Below are 14,113 nucleotides of genomic sequence, written 5' to 3' on the forward strand. Positions count from 1 at the left end.
GGTCGGCTTCTAGGGCCGACCGGCCGCGGATGATGTCCTTCCGACACTGTCGGAATGTCGATCAATTGGTCAATCGATTAATCGAGTTCTTACATCGTTTTCTTACGAGGTGGTCGAGAACACGAACGCGAACTGAGCCGGCTCGGCCTTCAGGAAGTACTGCGGCAGCGGACCCGGGCCGCACGACTGCGAGCCGATGCCGTGCTGCCCGTGGTCGAGGTTGACCCACACCGTGTCGCCGGGCGTGAGGTCCGTGCGGTGCCGGGCCGCGTCCAGCTGTTCGGTGGTCCAGCGCCGCGCGGTGAACCAGAACTCCGGGTCGCCCTCGATCCGCAGACCGCCGAGCTCCACCCACCGGACATCGGCGCGGGCGCCGTTCTCCTGCGGACGGACGTACGGCGTCTGAAGCCGGTCCACCGTCGACTGCCAGCGGCCCACCATGGACGCCGCCCGCGTGTCCGGGTACGCCTCGCCCGGACCGCCGCCGAACCACTCCACCCGGTCGGCCTCCGACAGCCCGAAACGGACGCCGAGCCGGGGCAGCGGCACCGTCCAGTCGCCTTCCGGCGTCACGGACACCTCCAGCCGCAGCCGCTCGCCGTCGGACGTCCAGCGGTACACCGTGTCCAGGCCCACCTCGCGGGCCGCCGGCGCCACCCGGGTGCGGACGGTCAGCGCGTCGTCGCCGGCCTCGACCGAGACCAGGCGGTGCCGCATGCGGTGCAGGCCGAGCGTGCGCCACAGCGTCCCGTAACGGGTGTCGCTCTGCCACTCCGCGCCGTCGTCGTTGTCGGTCGGCGCCCGCCACACGTCCAGCCGCGGGGCGCTCACCCCGACCCCGCCGATCGACAGCAGCGCACCGGTACGGGCGTCGAACGCGGCCGGGCCGAGTGTGAGCCGGTCCCCGTCGCGCACGGGCCGGTCGGTCGCCGGGAAGGTCGGCAGCGGCCGTGCCCCCGCGGCGAACTGCCCCCAGGCCACGACGTGGCCCTTCGCGGCCCACAGCGTGTTGTCCGCGAGCAGCGCCCGCACGGTCCACTGGCGTTCGCCGCCCCGGCCGTCCACGGGCGGCTCCGGCAGCTTCACCTCGGCGCTCTCGCCCGGCGCGAGCGCCGGCACCGACAGCGAGCCCGACTCGACGGTCTCGCCGTCCACCTGACACGACCACTCGAAGGCCAGCGCGGACAGGTCGGCGAAGTCCTGCTTGTTGGTGATCCGCACGATGCCGTTGGCGCCGTCGCCCTCGATGTGGAGCGGCTCGATGACCTTCTTGTACTCGATCAGGCCCGGCGACGGCGTCCGGTCAGGGAAGACCAGCCCGTCGCAGACGAAGTTGCCGTCGTGCAGCTCCTCGCCGAAGTCACCGCCGTAGGCGTAGCCCAGCTCGGCGTGCTTCACGCCGTGGTCGATCCACTCCCAGATGAACCCGCCCTGGAGCCGCTCGTACTTCTCGAACAGCTCCTGGTAGTCGGCGAGCCCGCCCGGGCCGTTGCCCATGGCGTGCCCGTACTCGCACTGGATGAAGGGCAGTTCGCGGCGCTTGTGGGTACCGCCGTCGAGCCGCTGCCCGATCTTGTCGACCTCGTCGTGGAAGGCGTACATCCGCGAGTACACGTCCGTGTCGCGGCAGTTCCAGTCGCCCTCGTAGTGCACCAGCCGCTCGGGGTCGCGGTCGTGGATCCACTCGGCCATGGCGGTGAGGCCGCGGCCGGTGCCGGCCTCGTTGCCCAGGGACCAGAACACGATCGACGGGTGGTTCTTGTCCCGCTCGACCATGCGCGCGGCGCGGTCCAGCAGGGCCGGGGTCCAGCGGTCGTCGTCGACCGGGTTGTCCCGCCAGTCCTGCTCGGTGAAGCCGTGCGTCTCCAGGTCGCACTCGTCGATGACCCACAGGCCGTACTCGTCGCACAGGTCCAGGAAGGCCGGGTGCGGCGGGTAGTGCGAGGTGCGCACGGCGTTGAGGTTGTGCCGCTTCATCAGCAGCACGTCCTCGCGCATGGTCTCCAGGTCGAGCGCGCGGCCCTGCTCGGGGTGCCACTCGTGCCGGTTGACGCCCTTGAAGAGGACGGCCTTGCCGTTGACCTTGACGAGCCCGTCCTCCAGGACGACCGTACGGAAACCGATCCGCAGCGGCACCTGCTCGCCCTCGGTGGCCAGCACACCGTCGTAGAGCTTCGGCGTCTCGGCCGTCCACGGCTCGACCGCGACCGTCACCGGCTCGCCGGTCGCGACGTCGATGCCCAGGGCCGGGACGGTCACCCGCCCTTCGACCTCGGAGTCGACGCGCAGGGTGCCCTCGCCGGAGGTGTGGTCGTAGGAGGCGTGCACGAAGAAGTCGCCGGCGCTGCCCGCCGGGCGGTGCAGCAACGTCACGTCACGGAAGATGCCCGGCAGCCACCACTGGTCCTGGTCCTCCAGGTACGACCCGGCCGACCACTGGTGCACGCGCACGGCCAGCACGTTCTCGCCCGGCTTCAGCAAGTGTCCGACGGCGAACTCGTGCGGCAGCCGGGAGCCCTTGAACTCGCCGAGTTCCGTGCCGTTCAGCCAGAGGCGGGCGCAGGACTCGACGCCGTCGAACCGCAGCACCGCCCCGCCGTCCGACGGCCAGTCGGAGGGCAGGTCGAAGACGCGCAGGTGGTCACCGGTCGGGTTCTCCGTCGGGACGTGCGGCGGGTCCACCGGGAAGGGGTACAGGTGGTTGGTGTAGATCGGGGACCCGAACGCCCCGTCGCCCTGCAGGACCCAGTGCCCGGGGACCGTGACCTCGGCCCAGTCCCCGGCCTCGAAGCCCTCCTCGGCGAACGAGTCGTCCTCGGCGTCGATCGTCGCCGACAGCCGGAAACGCCAGCTGCCGTTCAGGGACAGGGACCGCGCGTCCGAGGACGCGTACCAGGCGCGGGGCGGCAGGGCCCCGCTGCCCGGGGAGACGTCCTCGACGTAGTCGACGGAGGTGGTGCGGAAAGACATCGGTCTCCTTGCTCAGCCCTTGATACCGGTCTGGGCGATCCCCTGCACCAGCCAGCGCTGGAGGAAGAGGAAGACGAACACCAGGGGCAGGATGGAAATGGCCGTGGCCATGAAGATCATGTGGAAAACGACGGTCTGGTTGGTCATGTAGCTGGAGAGCGCCACCTGGACGGTCCACGAACTCGGATCCTGCCCGATGACCAGCGGCCACAGGAAGGCGTTCCAGCCCGCGATGAAGGTGATGGTCGCCATAGCCGCGAAGAAGTTCAGCGAGTTGGGTACGACGACACGCCAGTACGCACCCCAGTAACCCAGTCCGTCCATGCGCGCCGCCTCCTCCAGCTCCTTGGGGAACCCCAGGAAGTACTGCCGGAAGAGGAAGCAGGTGAAACCACTGAACAGGCCCGGAATGATGAGACCCCGGTAGGTGTCCACCCAGCCGAGCGAGGAGACGAGCACGAAGCTCGGCACGAAGGTGACGGCGGTCGGGACCATCAGGGTTCCCAGAACGGCGTAGAACACCTTGTTGGCGTGCTTGTACGGGATGCGGGCCAGACCGTAGCCCGCGAGGGAGCACACCAGCAGAACGCCCACGGTGTGCAGGGTGGCCACGACCGCCGAGTTCCACAGGGTCTGGGCGAAGGGGACCGTCTCGTCGCTGAAGAGCTCGCTGATGTTGCCCCACTGGATGTCCGTGGGGAAGAGCTTCCAGTTCTCTCCGGTGATCTCGGCGTCGGTGGAGAGGGCGTTGCGGACGAGGATGTAGAACGGGATCAGGAAGAGCAGGGCGGCGACGCCGGTGGCGATGTAGAGGCCGGTGGAGCTCATCACGCCGCCGCCGCGCCTCACCCGGCTGGGTGTGTCCGCCTTCGGTGCGGACTTGCGCACCTTGGGGATGGTGGTGGTCACTTGGACTCGTCCCCCCTTCCGAAGCCCATGATCTTGCCCTGGAGCAGGGTCACGGCGCAGATCAGCACGGTCAGGATGAGTGCGCCCGCGCTGCCGGCGCCGTAGTCCTGGCTTTCGCCGAGGGCCTTGTAGTACAGCTCGACGAGGGGCGGGCGGCCCCAGGTGGTCTTCGACAGCAGGTTGAAGAACTCGTCGAAAGCCTGGTAGGCGGCGACGAGCAGCAACAGGATCACCGCGGTGGACGTGGCCCGCAGCTGGGGCAGGGTGATGTACCAGAAGGTCTGCCAGCCCGACTTGGCGCCGTCGATGGCGGCGGCCTCGTACAGCTCGTCCGGGATGTTCTGCAGCGCGGCGATGAACAGGATCATGTAGAAGCCGGACTGCAGCCACAGCCGGGCGGTCACGATGACCATCCAGTACCAGGGCGGATTGGGGTCGATCAGCCAGGCGATGTTCTCGACCCCGAACCAGCCGAGGACCGTGTTCATCAGGCCGAAGCGGACCCCGCTGAAGATGGACATCTTCCAGATCAGCGACGCGGCGACGTAGCTGACCGCGGTCGGCAGGAAGAAGACCGACCGGAAGAACGCCCGCATGAAGCGCAGCCGGTTCACCAGCAGGGCCAGCCCCAGCGAGAGCGCCCAGGTGGTGGGCACGATGAACGCGGCGAAGACGGTGAAGGTGCCGAGCGAGCCGACGAAGTCGTCGTTCGTCAGCATGTAGACGTAGTTGTCGAAGCCGACGAACTTGTCGGGCGTGACGGTGAAGCGGGCTTCGAAGAAGCTGAGCCACAGGCTCCAGAGGATCGGCGCGTAGACGAAGATCGCCAGACCGATCAGGAACGGGCCGGTGAAGAGCCAGAAGGTGAAGGCCGGGCTGCCCCGCAGACTCCGCCGCGGCTTGGCCGGGGAGGCCTTGGCCGTGGCGGAGTCCGGGACGTCGAGCTTGGTGGTCGTCGACATGTCGTGGTCCGTCCCGCGACCTATCCGAACAGCTTCTTGAGCTCGCGGTTGACTGCCGCGTCGCACCTGTCGAGAGCCTTCTCCGGGTCCATGTTCTTGCGGACGCAGTTGGCGAAGACGTCCTCGAAAGCGGTGCGCATGGCCTGGGTCCAGCCGATGTTGTCGAAGTGCCCGAACTCGTTGAAGAGCTTGACGCCCTCAGCGGCGTTCCCCGACTTGAGCTTGTCGGCCTTCGCGGCGATCGAGGTGCGCGGCGGGATGTGGAATCCGTAGGAGGTGGCCCAGTCCTCCTGGTACTCCGCCTGGTCGATCCACAGCCACTTCACGTACTCCTTGGCCGCGTCGACGTTCTTGCCCTTGGCGTTGACGAACATCGACCAGCCGCCGTTGTAGACGGACGGCTTCCCGGAGTCCGTGACCTTCGGGAAGGGGAAGACGCCCCAGTCGTCGCCGAGCGCGTCCTGGATCGCCGGCATCGCCCACATACCGCAGAACTGGATGGCGCACAGGCCCTGGTTGAACGAGGAGGGGTCCCAGGACTCGGTCGGAGCGCCGAGGAGAAGGTCGCCGCTGGTGAACAGCTGGCGCATCTTCTTCAGGCCCTCGACGACGCCGTCCGTGTGGTAGGCGATCTGGTTCTTCTCGTCGAGGTGCTGGGCGCCGGCCGACCAGATCAACGTGTCGTTGACGCTGTGCAGGTCGTTGCCCATGTACAGGCCCTTGACCTTGCCGGTGGTGAGCTTGGCGGCGGCCTCCATCAGCTCGTCGAGCGTGGTCGGCACCTCGACCTTGGCCTTCTCCAGCATCGACTTGCGGTAGAAGAAGAACTGCGGGTCGTCGATCATGCGGACGCCGTATATCTTCCCGTCCACCGTGTGCGACTTGATGTCGGCCGGGTTGAAGTCGTCCTTGACCGGCTCGATGATGTCGGTCAGGTCCGCCACCTGGCCGCTCTTGACCATCTGGATCTGCGGGTGGAACTCGAAGAGGTCCGGAGCGTTCTTGGTGAGCAGGGCCGAGAAGAGCTTGCTCTCGAAGTCCGAGCTGGTGATCCACTGCGTGGTCACGTTGGCGCCCTTGTACGCCTTCGCGTAGCGCTTGATGGCCTGCTCGGTGCCTGCCTCGCCGTACGCGTGGAACATCTGTACCAGGTTCTTGCCCGACCCGGCCCCGCCGCCCCGTCCGGTGTTGCTGCCGCACGCGGCCAGTCCGCCGGCGGCGGCCAGGCCCATCGCGGCCCGCAGTACGTTGCGGCGGTCCCAGTTCATGTTGCTCGATGCCGACATGCTGACGTCCTTGTCTCGAGTGCGGCTGCGGCTCTGCGGCTCACTGCCTGATGGCTCACGGCCCGGGGGCGCGCGCCAGATGGCTCAAAGAGAGGTGCGGTGCGGGACGCTAGAGCTTCGGCTAAGGCTTCGGCAAGGGGTTGGACGAAGTCTGTTCGAAGCGTTGTGTCCGGTTCGCGATTTCGAACAAGCAGGGGTGGCGGAGGAGTTGCTTCCGCCGTTACGAGGGCGGAGCCGTGATGCGGCTCCCCGCGCGGGTGGGGCTCTTCGCGGAGGTGGTGCGTTTGCCGTTCCGCTGCCCGGCGGCCTGGAGCGCCCCTTCGAGCGCGAACGTCGCCGCGCCCAGGCACACCGGGTCGGTGGGGATCGGAGAGAGGACGATCTCGGTGGCGGCCAGCGGCCGCGGCAGCGCGTGCCGGGCCACGGCCTCGCGCACCTCGTGCAGCAGCGGTTCGCCCAGGGTGCGGGCGACCCAGCTGCTCAGCACGACGATCTCGGGGTTGAACAGGTTCACCAGGTCGGCGACGCCGGCGCCCAGATAGCGCGCGGTCTCGTGCACGGCCCGGCGCGCCACCGGGTCGTCCGCCGCCACGCCGCGGGCCAGCGCGTCGATGGTCGCCGTCTGGTCGTCCGGATGCAGCAGCGCGCTGTCCGGGCCGATCTCACGCAGGTTCAGCATGATGCCGCGCGCACCGACGTAGGTCTCCACGCAGCCGTGGTTGCCGCAGCGGCACAGGCGTCCGTCCAGCACCATCGTGGTGTGGCCCCACTCCCCGGCGCTGTTGCTCACGCCGCGGTGCAGCCCGCCGCCCAGGACGAGCCCGGCGCCCACCCCGGTCCCGAGGTTGACCACGACGGCGTTCCCCCGCCCGCGCGCGGCCCCGAACCACAGCTCGGCCACCGCGCTGGCCCGCAGCGGGTTGTCCAGGTACAGGGGATAGGCGATGTGCTCGGTGAGCAGGTCGAGCAGGGGTACGTCGTGCCAGTCCCAGTTGGGTGCGTACTCCGAGGTGCCGGTGGCGCGGTCCACCTGCCCCGGCACGCTCACCCCGACCCCGAGCACCCGGGCGCCCTCGATGCCGGCCTGGGTCACCACCGAGCCGACCGCGGCGGCCACATGGCCCACCACCTGCTCCGGCAGGCTCTCGCCGGCGCGGACGTCCTCCTCGGCGCGGGCGAGGACGTTCAGCCCCAGGTCGAACAGTTCGACGTGGACGTAGGTCTCGGCGATGTCGACGCCGATCAGTGCGCCCCCTGAGCTGTTGACGGCGACCAGGCCCCGGGGCCGGCCGCCGGCCGAGTCCTCGAAGCCGACCTCCGTGATCATGCCGAGGTCGAGCAGCTCGCCGACGAGTGTGGCGACCGTGGCCAGGCTGAGGCCGGTGGCGGCCGCCAGCTCCTGCCGGGAGGTCGGTGACTCGGCGATGATCTGGCGCAGCACCTCATAGCGGTTCGCGGTTCTGATGTCTCGTGACGTGCGCTTCACCGGGGTGCCCATCCCTTCCCAGGCCGGCTCGGGCCGGGTCGACGTCGGCACCGGCGCGGCGCAAGGCTATGGGCTGCCGGGACTTTCGACAAGGGGTTAGGAAAGGGGCTTTATAAAGTGCGCGCCTGGTGAGAGGCGGTCGTGGCCGGCCGGCACCCGGCGGCGGCCTGCTCATGATGCCTCAGGGGACGCCGGTCCCATCCTCCGCCGCCCCGCTGCGGGGCGCCGTGCTCGCGACCGCCGCGGCGAGTTGCTGCTGCACCGGCTCGGGCAGCGTGTCGCCGTGCACGGTGCCCACCAGGTCCCGGGCCAGATGGTGCAGCTTGGTGTTGGTGTTCTGGGAGGTCCTGACCAGCACGCTCCAGGCCCTCTCGGGGCTCAGGCCGAAGGAGGCCATCAGGATGCCGCGGGCCAGGTCGATGGTCGGCCGGGTCTGCATGGCCCGTCGCAACTGGGTGACTTCGGCGCGCAGTTCCCGGTCGTCGGCCGCCCCCTGGCCGGGCTCGCTCCCGGTGGTGGGGTGTGCGCCGTCCTGGTGCGGGCCCGGCGCCGCGAACAGCTCCCGCGTGCCGGTCAGGTCGAGCACGCGCTCGACCGCGCGGCCGCTGGAGCGGACGGTGACCGTCTTGCCCTCGTCGAGGGCGCGCAGCCGCAGATCGAGCAGCATGTTGAGCCCGGAGCAGTCGCAGAACCCGACCGCGTCCAGACGCAGGTCGATGCCGCTGCCCGACAGCGTGAGGATGTCGTGCAGGTCCGGCAGCAGCCGCCGGCTCCCCAGGTCGAGCTCACCCCACACGGTGACGGTCATCCGGTCGCCGTCCTGCATGACGTCCATGGTCGCCATGCAGGGCGGGATCGCCGTCACCGAGTGCGCAGGGTCCGGCATGGCCCCGTTCTCCCTTGTCTGTTCGCCGTTCCTCCACTTTCCAGCGTTGCCCCTCTACCCCACACCCGTCAACCAATACATGAAACGCAGTACGTGTTTTTGAATACGTGTACGCCTGGTCGGTAGAGTTGGGGTATGGATGGAGTGCCCGAGCCACACACCGGATGGACGTTTCTCACCAACCATGCCCGAGTGCTGGCGGCCATCGCCGACAACCACAACGCCCGTATCCGGGACATAGCGGCTCACTGCCGGCTCACCGAACGCGCCGTCCAGAAGATCATCGCCGATCTGGAGCAGGACGGTTATCTCTCCCACACCCGCGAGGGCCGCACCAACACCTACCGGATCGACCCCGGCAAGGTGCTGCGCCACCCCGCCGAGGCCGGCCTGACCGTGGCGTCGCTGCTCTCCCTGCTCGTCCAGGACGAGGCCGACCGCGCCACGCCCCCCGGCGACCGCAGCCGGCCGCACGCCACGACCTGACCCGCGGCCCCGCTGCGCGTCGTCCCCCGGGCCCGCTACGCCTCCCGCAGCACGTCCCGCACGAAGGCGTTGGCGAACGTCCCCTCCGGGTCCAGCTCCCGCGCCAGCGCCCGGAAATCACCGAGCCGCGGATACAGCCCGCGCAGAGCGGACGCGGGCACGGTGAACACCTTCCCCCAGTGCGGCCGCGCCCCGAACGGTTCCAGCGCCTCCTCCACCCGCCGCACCACCGGCAGCACCGCCGGTGTGTCCTCGACCCAGGTGAAGTGCGCGGCGACGGTGTCCCGGCCGAAGGAGGGGCTCAGCCACTGGTCGTCGCCGGCGACCGTGCGCACCTCGCAGGTCTGCAGGACGGGCGCGATGGTGTCCCGGATCGCGTCGAGCGCGTGCAGCATCTCGACGGCGTGCCCGCGCGGCAGCAGGTACTCCGACTGCAGCTCCGCCCCGCTGCTCGGGACGAACTCCGCCCGGAAGTGCGGCAGCCGCTGGTGCCACGGCCCCGGCACACCGAACTGCTCGGTGCAGTTGACCGCGGGCATCCCCGGCACGGGGTGTATCTTCTCGGTGGCGGGGGAGGCCCAGGGGAAGGCGGGCAGCGGCTGGTCGGAGCGCCGCTTGAGCCACACCTGCCGGAAGCCCGGCGCGCGCCAGTCGGTGAACAGGCTGACGCTGTACGCCGTCGCCATCACCGTCTCGAACGTCCCCGAGTCCAGCCCCGCGAAGGGCAGTTCGGTGAACACGTGCTGCTCGACCTCGAAGGTGGGCTCCAGGTCGAGGGCGAGCGCGGTGACGACGCCGAGCGCGCCGAGTGAGGTGACGGCCCCGCCGAACCGCTCCTCGTCCCGGCCTATGGTCACCGTCGAGCCGTCCGCCGTGACCAGCTCCACCTCGCGCACGGCCGCCGAGAGCGGGCCGTTGAGCACGCCCGAGCCGTGGGTGCCGGTCGCGACCGACCCGGCCACCGAAATGTGCGGCAGGGACGCCATGTTGTGCAGCGCGAGCCCCTGCCCGTGCACCCGGCGGGCCAGCTCCGCATAGCGCACGCCGCCGCCGACCCGGACCGTGCGGGCCGCAGTGTCGACGTCCACCTCCTGCGGCAGGTCGGCCAGCGACAGCAGGACGCCCTCGGCGCCCGGCTCGGCGATCTCGTTGAACGAGTGTCCGCTGCCCAGCACCCGCACCCGGTCGCTGTCCGCGACGAGGGCGCGCAGCGCGGTGAGCGAGCCCGGCCGGTGCAGTTCCTTGGCCGCGTAGGTGATGTTCCCCGCCCAGTTGGTCACGGTCCCGTTCATCGCGTCGTCCTTCCCCGAAACGGCGGGGACCGGGAAAGCCCCCTGCCGGAACCTACCCCGGGCCCACCCTCCGTTGCCGCTGCCGCCCGGCTCGGTCTACCGTGGACAGAGCGGTAGAGAGCGTTTTCTACCGGCGTTCCCGCCGTTCTCCGAACCGGAAGGTCACCTCCTTGAGCCAGCGCCCCCAGGCACTGTTCGCCATGACCGCCGAGAACGTGCCGCAGGTCTTCCCGCCCGAGGTGCTGGCCCGGCTGCGGGAGTCCGTGGACATCGACCCGGCGCTCGTGGTGCGGGACTTCGCCGACCCCCGCGTGCGCGACGCGCTGGCCCGGGCCGAGATCCTGGTGACCGGCTGGGGCTGCCCCCGGCTCGACGAGGCGGTCCTCGACGCGGCTCCCCGGCTGCGCGCCGTGCTGCACTCGGCCGGCTCGGTCAAGTCCTTCGCCACCCCCGGGATCTGGCGGCGCGGCATCGCCGTCTCCTCGGCCGCCGCCGCCAACGCGCTGCCGGTCGCCGAGTACACCCTCGCCATGATCCTGCTCGCCGGGAAGGACGTGCTCGCCGCCCGCGACCGGATGCGCACCACCCGCACCTCCTCCGGCTGGGGCGTCGTCCCCGGCATCGGCAACTACGGCCGCCGCGTCGGTGTCATCGGCGCCTCCCGCATCGGCCGCCGCGTCCTCGAACTGCTCCGCCCCTTCGATCTGCGGCCCGCCCTCACCGACCCGTACGTCGACGAGCGGGCGGCCGCCGCGCTCGGCGTCCCCCTGCTGCCGCTGGACGACCTGCTGCGCACGTCCGGCATCGTCACCGTGCACGCCCCCGAGACGCCCGAGACCCACCACCTGATCGGCCGCCGCGAGTTGGCCCTGATGCCCGACGGGGCGGTGCTCATCAACACCGCGCGCGGCGCCCTGGTCGACCACGACGCCCTCGTGGCGGAACTGCGCGCCGGGCGCCTGACCGCGATCCTCGACGTCACCGACCCCGAGCCGCTGCCCGCCGACTCACCCCTCTACGACCTGCCCGGAGCCTTCGTCACCCCGCACCTCGCGGGCTCCCAGGGCAACGAGCTGGCCCGCCTCGGCCTGACGGTCGCGGAGGAGGCGGAACGGCTGCTGACCGGCGGGAAACTGGCGTACGCGGTCGACCCGGCGGCACTGGAGCGCGAGGCCTGAGCCGCCTCGATCGTTCCCGGGTCAGGGCCATGACCCCAGCGCGTGGACCGTGAGGAGGACGCACAGCACCAGTTGGACCGCCCCGATGAACCGGTTCCCGACCCGCAGCAGCAGGACGCCCGTCACTCCCACTGCCAGGGCCAGGGCCCCGAAGGACAGCAGTGGGGTCCAGTCCGGGGGCGGCGGGCCGACCGGGGGCTGTCCGACCCCGGCGCCCATCCGGCGCCACCCCCGTGCCGCGAGCAGGATGAAGACCACAAGTGCGGCCGCCGCGTCCGCCACCAGCACGAGCAGCAGGAGACATCCCCCGGTGAACGCATCGGTCCCGGCGTCGGGCTGCTCACGCTCGCTCCGGGTCACAGGAGCTGGTACATCAGGGAGTCGCGCCCCCGGCGTCGGCGGACATGGCCGCGCCAGCCCGCCAGCACCGCCATCAACGTCCACGTCACCGTGCCGCCGATCAGGCCGCCCAGCCGGCCCGCGGCATCGACGTCATCCGCTTGCTCCATCGGGACGGCGCCCTCGGGGTCCCGAACGACGTCGAGCCGGTCACCCACCTCCGGAGCCCAGGCGTCGCCGTCGAACCCCAGCTTCTCCTCCAGTTCCTTTCCGTCCGTCCCCCGGAGGGTGAAGCGATGGTTCTCGCTCGACGTGCCGGCCGCGCTGTCGGCCACGATCACCACGCTCTCGCGCACGCCGCGCTGTTCCAGGGCCGCCTCGGGCGCGTACTGGACGGCCCCGACGAGGACGAACAACGCGGGCACCGCGGACAGTGCGGTCAGCCACACGGCTCGGTGGAGAAGGAGCAGCAGCACGGCGAAGGTGATGCACAGGGCCACCCCGACCATGATGGGGACCGCCTCCGAGCCCAAGGTCAGGTACGCGAGGCCAGTGATGGCCGCCGCGGACGCCCATCCGAACGCCGCCACCCCGGCCGTGCGCCGCACCGACTTCCACGGGCCGACGGGCGGCCCGCCCGTCCTGCTCGGTGGTGTCCTCGTGCCGCTGCGTATGCCTGACATCCCCGCTCCTCCACCCCCGCGGCCGTGGGCTCCGCCGCGGGAAGGCACGCTACAGGCCGCCGGGCCGCTGACCGCGGGCCGGAGGGCGTTCACCCGAGTCAGGGGGCCCCGGTACCGGGCTCGCACACGCATGGGCATACCGTGAGGAGTCGTACGTCCGAACCGGGAGGAGACACGGCATGGGCAGCGGCAGCCGTACCGCGCTGGTCGAGGATCTGATGGAGCGATTCCCGCACGTCCCGCGGGAGGCCGTCTTCAAGGAGGACCTGCTCCGGGGCGGCGTGGCCTTCGACCCGTCCGCGCTCAGCGACAACGAGGGCGGCGAGGTCAAGCCGAAGTCGTACTTCATCTTCTCCTTCGACCACGGCACCCTGCCCGAGCTGGGCGAGGCCGCGCTGCGCCGCCCGCCGGAGGAGATCATCCTCACCGGCGGCCCCTACGACCTGCGCCGGACCGTCGTCTCGGTGCGCGTGAACCCGTCCTCGCCGTACCGCGTCGCCGCGAACGACGACGGCGTGCTCGGCCTCTACCTCGACGGCAAGCGCATCTCCGACGTCGGCGTGCCGCCGATGCCCGAGTACTACCGGCACACCCTCGCCAGCGGGAAGTCGGTCATGGAGGTGGCCCCGACCATCCAGTGGGGCTACCTGATCTACCTGACCGTCTTCCGGGTCTGCCAGTACTTCGGCGCCAAGGAGGAGTGCCAGTACTGCGACATCAACCACAACTGGCGCCAGCACAAGGCCGCCGGGCGCCCGTACACCGGGGTCAAGGACGTCGAGGAGGTCTTGGAGGCACTGGAGATCATCGACCGTTACGACACGGCGAAGGCCTCCACCGCCTACACCCTCACCGGCGGCGCCATCACCAAGACGGTCTCGGGCCGCGACGAGGCCGACTTCTACGGCCACTACGCCAAGGCCATCGAGGAGCGCTTCCCCGGCCGGTGGATCGGCAAGGTCGTCGCCCAGGCGCTGCCGCGCGACGACGTGCAGCGCTTCAAGGACTACGGCGTGCAGATCTACCACCCCAACTACGAGGTGTGGGACGAGTACCTGTTCAAGATGTACTGCCCGGGCAAGGAGCGCTACGTCGGCCGCGACGAGTGGCACAAGCGCATCCTCGACTCGGCGGAGATCTTCGGCGCGCGCAACGTCATCCCCAACTTCGTCGCCGGAGTCGAGATGGCCGAGCCCTTCGGCTTCAAGACGGTCGACGAGGCCATCGCCTCCACCACCGAGGGCCTGCGCTTCTTCATGTCCCACGGCATCACGCCCCGCTTCACCACCTGGTGCCCGGAGCCCACGACGCCCCTCGGCAAGGCCAACCCCCAGGGCGCGCCGCTGGAGTACCACATCCGCCTGCTCCAGGCGTACCGGCAGACGATGGAGGACTTCGGCCTCGCCTCGCCTCCCGGCTACGGCCCGCCCGGCGCCGGCAACGCGGTATTCTCCGTCAGCTCCTTCATGGACAGCCTGCCGGCGGACGCACCCACCGCCGTTTGATAACGCTTCGATGACGTCGTCCATCATTGCGGTACGGCGTTGAGTCTCAGGGCGGCTGTGTCCGTACGGCATACAAAGGCCGGAGCCGTGGGGGCCTGCCGCCCTGCCCTGACATCTGAACAGGGCGCTTG

The 14,113-nt window shown here is 70.2% G+C and carries 12 protein-coding genes; 3 read left to right on the forward strand and 9 right to left on the reverse strand.

Annotated features, from left to right (window positions below):
• Positions 1-102 precede the first annotated feature (102 nt).
• The 6 genes from ACZ3I3_RS25740 to ACZ3I3_RS25765 all read right to left on the reverse strand — a co-directional run bounded on the left by ACZ3I3_RS25740 (position 103) and on the right by ACZ3I3_RS25765 (position 8,499).
• A complete protein-coding gene (locus ACZ3I3_RS25740; RefSeq protein ID WP_467368787.1) occupies positions 103-2,970 on the reverse strand; it encodes a glycoside hydrolase family 2 TIM barrel-domain containing protein in 2,868 nt (955 codons plus the stop codon).
• Positions 2,971-2,982: 12 nt separating this feature from the next.
• Complete coding sequence (locus ACZ3I3_RS25745) at positions 2,983-3,879, reverse strand: carbohydrate ABC transporter permease (RefSeq protein WP_467368789.1); 897 nt, start codon at positions 3,877-3,879, stop codon at positions 2,983-2,985.
• The gene (locus tag ACZ3I3_RS25750) at positions 3,876-4,841 is read right to left on the reverse strand and encodes a carbohydrate ABC transporter permease (RefSeq protein WP_467368790.1); all 966 of its coding nucleotides are present in this window, start codon (positions 4,839-4,841) and stop codon (positions 3,876-3,878) included. Before ACZ3I3_RS25750 ends, ACZ3I3_RS25745 begins: the two co-directional genes overlap by 4 nt.
• A 20-nt stretch (positions 4,842-4,861) precedes the next feature.
• Complete coding sequence (locus ACZ3I3_RS25755; RefSeq protein WP_467368792.1) at positions 4,862-6,127, reverse strand: ABC transporter substrate-binding protein; 1,266 nt, start codon at positions 6,125-6,127, stop codon at positions 4,862-4,864.
• A 220-nt stretch (positions 6,128-6,347) separates the two neighbouring features.
• The gene (locus tag ACZ3I3_RS25760) at positions 6,348-7,613 is read right to left on the reverse strand and encodes an ROK family transcriptional regulator (RefSeq protein WP_467368794.1); all 1,266 of its coding nucleotides are present in this window, start codon (positions 7,611-7,613) and stop codon (positions 6,348-6,350) included.
• Between the two features lie 181 nt (positions 7,614-7,794).
• On the reverse strand, positions 7,795-8,499 hold the full coding sequence (locus tag ACZ3I3_RS25765; protein WP_467368796.1) for an ANTAR domain-containing protein: 705 nt from the start codon (positions 8,497-8,499) through the stop codon (positions 7,795-7,797).
• 135 nt (positions 8,500-8,634) lie between these two features.
• Here ACZ3I3_RS25765 and ACZ3I3_RS25770 point away from each other — a divergent pair, with 135 nt between their 5' ends.
• On the forward strand, positions 8,635-8,985 hold the full coding sequence (locus tag ACZ3I3_RS25770) for a helix-turn-helix transcriptional regulator (RefSeq protein ID WP_467368798.1): 351 nt from the start codon (positions 8,635-8,637) through the stop codon (positions 8,983-8,985).
• A 35-nt stretch (positions 8,986-9,020) separates the two neighbouring features.
• On the opposite strand, the gene ACZ3I3_RS25775 is transcribed toward ACZ3I3_RS25770, so the two are convergent.
• Positions 9,021-10,277, reverse strand: coding sequence for a D-arabinono-1,4-lactone oxidase (locus ACZ3I3_RS25775; protein ID WP_467368800.1), 1,257 nt, complete (start codon positions 10,275-10,277; stop codon positions 9,021-9,023).
• Positions 10,278-10,447: 170 nt separating this feature from the next.
• On the opposite strand from ACZ3I3_RS25775, the gene ACZ3I3_RS25780 reads away from it, so the two are divergent.
• The gene (locus tag ACZ3I3_RS25780; RefSeq protein ID WP_467368802.1) at positions 10,448-11,455 is read left to right on the forward strand and encodes a hydroxyacid dehydrogenase; all 1,008 of its coding nucleotides are present in this window, start codon (positions 10,448-10,450) and stop codon (positions 11,453-11,455) included.
• Positions 11,456-11,476: 21 nt separating this feature from the next.
• Here ACZ3I3_RS25780 and ACZ3I3_RS25785 read toward each other — a convergent pair whose 3' ends face one another.
• On the reverse strand, positions 11,477-11,815 hold the full coding sequence (locus ACZ3I3_RS25785) for an inner-membrane translocator (protein WP_467368803.1): 339 nt from the start codon (positions 11,813-11,815) through the stop codon (positions 11,477-11,479).
• On the reverse strand, positions 11,812-12,477 hold the full coding sequence (locus tag ACZ3I3_RS25790) for a hypothetical protein (protein ID WP_467368805.1): 666 nt from the start codon (positions 12,475-12,477) through the stop codon (positions 11,812-11,814). The genes ACZ3I3_RS25785 and ACZ3I3_RS25790 overlap by 4 nt, the downstream gene beginning before the upstream one ends.
• 179 nt (positions 12,478-12,656) lie before the next feature.
• On the opposite strand from ACZ3I3_RS25790, the gene ACZ3I3_RS25795 reads away from it, so the two are divergent.
• Entirely contained in the window at positions 12,657-13,982 is a 1,326-nt protein-coding gene (locus ACZ3I3_RS25795) for a radical SAM protein (RefSeq protein ID WP_467368807.1), read from the forward strand.
• Positions 13,983-14,113: the final 131 nt, after the last annotated feature.

The organism is Streptomyces sp. NPDC016851 (genome assembly GCF_055562795.1).

Bases quoted from the DNA above. Each gene is read 5' to 3' on its own strand.
- ACZ3I3_RS25795 (WP_467368807.1), top strand. From the start codon at position 12,657: ATGGGCAGCGGCAGCCGTACCGCGCTGGTCGAGGATCTGATGGAGCGA.
- ACZ3I3_RS25765 (WP_467368796.1), bottom strand. From the start codon at position 8,499: ATGCCGGACCCTGCGCACTCGGTGACGGCGATCCCGCCCTGCATGGCG.
- ACZ3I3_RS25755 (WP_467368792.1), bottom strand. From the start codon at position 6,127: ATGTCGGCATCGAGCAACATGAACTGGGACCGCCGCAACGTACTGCGG.
- ACZ3I3_RS25770 (WP_467368798.1), top strand. From the start codon at position 8,635: ATGGATGGAGTGCCCGAGCCACACACCGGATGGACGTTTCTCACCAAC.
- ACZ3I3_RS25750 (WP_467368790.1), bottom strand. From the start codon at position 4,841: ATGTCGACGACCACCAAGCTCGACGTCCCGGACTCCGCCACGGCCAAG.
- ACZ3I3_RS25790 (WP_467368805.1), bottom strand. From the start codon at position 12,477: ATGTCAGGCATACGCAGCGGCACGAGGACACCACCGAGCAGGACGGGC.
- ACZ3I3_RS25775 (WP_467368800.1), bottom strand. From the start codon at position 10,277: ATGAACGGGACCGTGACCAACTGGGCGGGGAACATCACCTACGCGGCC.
- ACZ3I3_RS25740 (WP_467368787.1), bottom strand. From the start codon at position 2,970: ATGTCTTTCCGCACCACCTCCGTCGACTACGTCGAGGACGTCTCCCCG.